Here is a 4,501-nt window from a genome sequence, read left to right as displayed (position 1 = left end):
TCTCCTACAAGGGGAGAAGGTCAGGGCCGCGCCCAATCTCCGCATGAAACGGGTGGCTCCCAGCCTCCGCCCGCCCCATTTTCACGGTAGGCAAGCGACAGGAGGCCGCCATGACCATCCATTCCATCAGCGCCAAACGCGCCAGCCGCTCCGCCGAAACGCGTGTCGAGGCGCAAGACTGGCCTGCCCTGGTCTCCGAACTCAACGCCCATGGCTGCGCCGTCATGAAAAACCTTCTCGCCCCCGACGAATGCGACGAAATCGCCGCGCTCTATCCGCACGAAGAACATTTCCGCAGCCATGTGGTGATGGCGCGTCACGGCTTCGGCAAGGGCGAGTACCGCTATTTCCGCTACCCGCTCCCCGATCCGATCGAAGGCCTGCGCAGGGCGCTCTATCCGCGGCTGGCTGGCGTCGCCAACGACTGGAACGAGAAGATGGGCGCAGCGCTGCGCTATCCCGCCGACCACGCTGCCTTCCTCAAGCGCTGCCACGACGAGGGGCAGACGAGGCCGACGCCGCTTCTCTTGCAATACGGCCCCGGCGACTTCAACTGCCTGCATCAGGACCTCTACGGCACGCTCGCCTTTCCGCTGCAGGTGGCGATCCTCTTGTCCGAACCCGGCGAGGATTTTGAAGGCGGCGAGTTCGTGTTGACCGAGCAGCGCCCGCGCATGCAGAGCCGTGCCGAAGTGGTGCCGCTGAGGCGCGGCGACGCGGTGATCTTCGCCGTTCACAACCGGCCGGTCGAGGGCAGTCGGGGCTATTATCGGGTGAACCTGCGCCATGGCGTCAGTCGTCTGCGCTCGGGGCGGCGTCACACTGTGGGAATCATCTTCCACGACGCGAAGTAAAGCGCCGCAAGAGAGGGGGCACTGCGCCTACGAGAAAGTAGCGCACCGCGCCCTACGAAATCCCCTCTCTGGCATTTTCCAAGCACTTGCTCGGGGACAAGCCCGCTCGCAAATGCAGGAAAAATGCTTCTCCCCCGCAAGGGGGGAGATCAACTGTCGCCGCCGCCTTCGCCAATCACCACGGGTGCTGGCTGCGGCGCTTCTGCCTCTTCCACTACCGCCTGCATTCGCGTATGCCCGGGCAAATCCCGCCACGTCAGCGCATTTAACCGGACCGCTCCATGATCCGTCTTGAAAACATCGGCAAGCAGAACGGCCGTCAGATCGTCTTTATCGAAGCCTCGGCCGCCTTGCAGAAGGGCGAGAAGATCGGCCTCGTCGGACCGAACGGCGCCGGCAAGACGACCTTGTTCCGCATGATCACCGGGCAGGAGCAGCCGGACGAAGGGCAGGTCCAGGTCGATCGCGGCGTCACCATCGGCTATTTCAGCCAGGATGTCGGCGACATGGAAGGTATGAGCGCCGTTGCCGAGGTGATGGAGGGTGCCGGCCCGGTAAGCGCGGTCGCCGCCGAGATGCGCGAGCTCGAGCACGCCATGGGCGATCCCGACCGCGCCGACGAGATGGACGCCATCATCGAGCGCTACGGCGAACTGCAGCACCGCTTCGAGGAGCTCGACGGCTATGCGCTGGACGGCCGCGCCCGCGAGGTACTGGACGGCCTCGGTTTCAGCCAGGAGATGATGGACGGCGACGTCGCCAAACTTTCCGGCGGCTGGAAGATGCGCGTCGCGCTGGCGCGCATCCTGTTGATGCGGCCCGATGTCATGCTGCTCGACGAGCCGAGCAACCACCTCGATCTCGAAAGCCTGATCTGGTTGGAGCAATTCCTGAAAAACTATGACGGCGCGCTGCTGATGACCTCGCACGACCGCGAGTTCATGAACCGCATCGTCACCAAGATCGTCGAGATCGACGCCGGTTCGCTCACCTCCTACTCCGGCAATTACGAATTCTACCAGGAGCAGCGGGCGCTGGCCGACAAGCAGTTGCAGGCGCAGTTCGAGCGCCAGCAGGCAATGCTGGCCAAGGAGATCGCCTTCATCGAGCGCTTCAAGGCGCGCGCCTCGCATGCCGCGCAGGTCCAGAGCCGGGTGAAGAAGCTCGACAAGATCGACCGCGTCGAGCCGCCGAAGCGGCGCCAGACGGTGACCTTCGAGTTCCAGCCGGCACCGCGCTGCGGCGAGGACGTGGCGACGCTGAAGGGTATCCACAAGAGCTACGGCAGCCGCACCATCTATTCAGGCCTCGACTTCCAGGTGCGCCGGCGCGAGCGCTGGTGCGTGATGGGCATCAACGGCGCCGGCAAGTCGACGCTTTTGAAGCTGGTGGCCGGCGCCTCCGAGCCCGACCAGGGCACGGTGGCGCGCGGTCCGAGCGTCAAGATGGGCTATTTCGCCCAGCACGCCATGGAGCTGCTGGAGGGCGAGCGCACCGTGTTCCAGACGCTCGAAGACAATTTCCCGCAGGCTGGCCAGGCGCCGCTGCGCGCGCTTGCCGGCTGCTTCGGCTTTTCCGGTGACGAGATCGAGAAGAAGTGCCGCGTGCTGTCCGGCGGCGAGAAGGCGCGGCTGGTGATGGCGCTGATGCTGTTCGATCCGCCCAACCTCCTGGTACTCGACGAGCCGACCAACCACCTCGACATGGCGACCAAGGAGATGCTGATCAACGCGCTTTCGCAGTACGAAGGCACGATGCTCTTTGTCTCGCACGACCGCCATTTCCTGGCCGCGCTTTCCAACCGCGTGCTGGAGCTCACCCCCGATGGCATCCACACCTATGGCGGCGGCTACACTGAATATGTCGCGCGGACCGGCCAGGAAGCGCCGGGACTGCGGGGGTAGCTGTTCCGCTACCCCGCCTGGAGCCATTTGCGCGACTGGGCGAAGGCCTTGAAGGTCTTGGCGTCCATCGGGGCGCCGAAGGCGTAGCCCTGCAGGATGTCGCAACCCAGTTCCTTGAGGATGCGCGCGTGATCCATCGTCTCGACGCCTTCGGCCACCACTTCGATGCCGAGCGACTTGCCAATCTCGATGATTGACGACACCAGCCGCCGCTGCGCCGTTGAGCCGGTGATCGGCGTGATCAGCTGGCGGTCGATCTTGAGCCGGCGCGGCTGCAGCTTGAGCAGGCTGACGATCGAGGCGTAGCCGGTGCCGAAATCGTCGATTTCGATGTCGATGCCGAGTCCCTTGATCTGCTCGATATTCCACGAAACGAAGTCGTCGTTCTCGTCGAGGAAGATCGACTCCACCAGCTCGAACGACACCGTCCCTTGCTTGATGGCGAGCTTGCGCAGACCCTTGATCAGGTCTCTGTCCTCAAGGCGCCTGGCCGAGACGTTGACCGAAACGCGCGGAATGTTGAGATGCGACCAGCGCTCGAAGTTCTCCAGCGCCTGCTTGAGAGTGGTGCGGTCGATCAGCGCCACAACATTCAGTTCTTCGGCGACCTTGAGATAGGCGGCGGGCGCGAGGATGCCGCGACGCGGATGCTTCCAGCGCGACAACGCTTCGACGCCGACGATTTCGAGCGTCCTGGCGTCGAACTGCGGCTGGTAGTAAGCGATGAATTCGTTCCGCTCCAGCCCGCCCAGGATTTCATCGGCGATCTGCTTGGTCCGAACGATCTCGCTCTGCAGCTCCGCGTTGAAGAACTCGTAGCGATTACGGCCATGGCTTTTCGCCCGGTACAGCGCGAGATCGGCATTGACGAGCAACTGCCTGGCGTCGACGCCGTCATTGGCGGCAATGCCGATGCTGACGCCGAACCGGCACTGGTGGCCCTGGAAATTTACCGGCTGGCGCATCTCCTCGATAATGCGGCTGGCGAGTTCGGCAAGCCTGTCGTCGCCAGCGCCATGGCCTACCACCACGAACTCGTCGCCGCCGATGCGCGCCACGAAATCGGCGGGCCCGGCGTTGGCCTTGATGACCTTGGAGGCGTGCACCAGCATGGCATCGCCCGCGGCGTGACCGAGCGTGTCGTTGATCTGCTTGAAGCGGTCGAGGTCGAGATGTAGCAGCGCGGTGCGGCCGGTTGCCCCGCTTTCGGCCAGCATCTCGTCGAGGTAGCGGCGATTGGGCAGGCCAGTCAGTGAATCGTGAAGCGCCACATGCTCGATGCGGGCGCTGGCAGCCTCCAGCTCGGCGTTCTTCGATTCCGACAGCTGCCGCTCACGCACGAGGTTCTCGTTGAGCAGCACGTCGCTGGTCACGTCCCATTCGGCGCCGATCATCTTCGGCGTGTCGCCGCTGTCCTGGAAGAACGTCGCGCGTGTGCGGACGTGGCGGATAGTGCCGTCATGGTGGACTAGGCGGTATTGCGAGGAGTAGAGGCCCTTGGTCGCTGCGGCCTGGTCGAAATCCCGCCGCGCACGCTCGATGTCGTCGGGGTGGATCGTCCCTGCCCAGTCATCATAACCGCGCGGCTTGGCGTCGGCAGGCTTGCCGTAAATCTCGTTGACGCGCTCGTCCCACACCAGTTCGTTGGTGGCAAGATCGTGCTCCCACACACCGATGCCCGAGGCCTCCAGCGCGAGCTCCAGCCGCCCGGACAGGCGCCTCAATTCGGCATAGTTTTTCTGC

Annotated in this window: 3 protein-coding genes; 2 read left to right on the top strand and 1 reads right to left on the bottom strand. The window is 64.2% G+C overall.

Annotation, left to right across the window (positions count from 1 at the left end; all coding sequences use genetic code 11):
• Positions 1–110 precede the first annotated feature (110 nt).
• Both EN742_RS25460 and EN742_RS25455 read left to right on the top strand, forming a co-directional pair.
• Positions 111–854 carry a 2OG-Fe(II) oxygenase gene (locus tag EN742_RS25460; protein ID WP_126055440.1) on the top strand — a complete coding sequence of 248 codons (744 nt, stop codon included), beginning with the start codon at positions 111–113 and terminating at the stop codon, positions 852–854.
• Positions 855–1,135: 281 nt separating this feature from the next.
• Positions 1,136–2,758: an ABC-F family ATP-binding cassette domain-containing protein gene (locus EN742_RS25455; RefSeq protein ID WP_127406242.1), complete on the top strand. Its 1,623-nt coding sequence runs from the start codon at positions 1,136–1,138 to the stop codon at positions 2,756–2,758.
• Between the two features lie 8 nt (positions 2,759–2,766).
• On the opposite strand, the gene EN742_RS25450 is transcribed toward EN742_RS25455, so the two are convergent.
• A partial coding sequence (locus EN742_RS25450) for a GGDEF domain-containing phosphodiesterase (protein WP_128333414.1) occupies positions 2,767–4,501 on the bottom strand: 1,735 nt, incomplete at its 5' end.

This window comes from Mesorhizobium sp. M4A.F.Ca.ET.020.02.1.1 (assembly GCF_004022645.1).
Lineage (GTDB): Bacteria > Pseudomonadota > Alphaproteobacteria > Rhizobiales > Rhizobiaceae > Mesorhizobium.
Note: the sequence above shows the minus strand (reverse complement) of the source record. Positions and strands in the feature narration are given on the sequence as shown.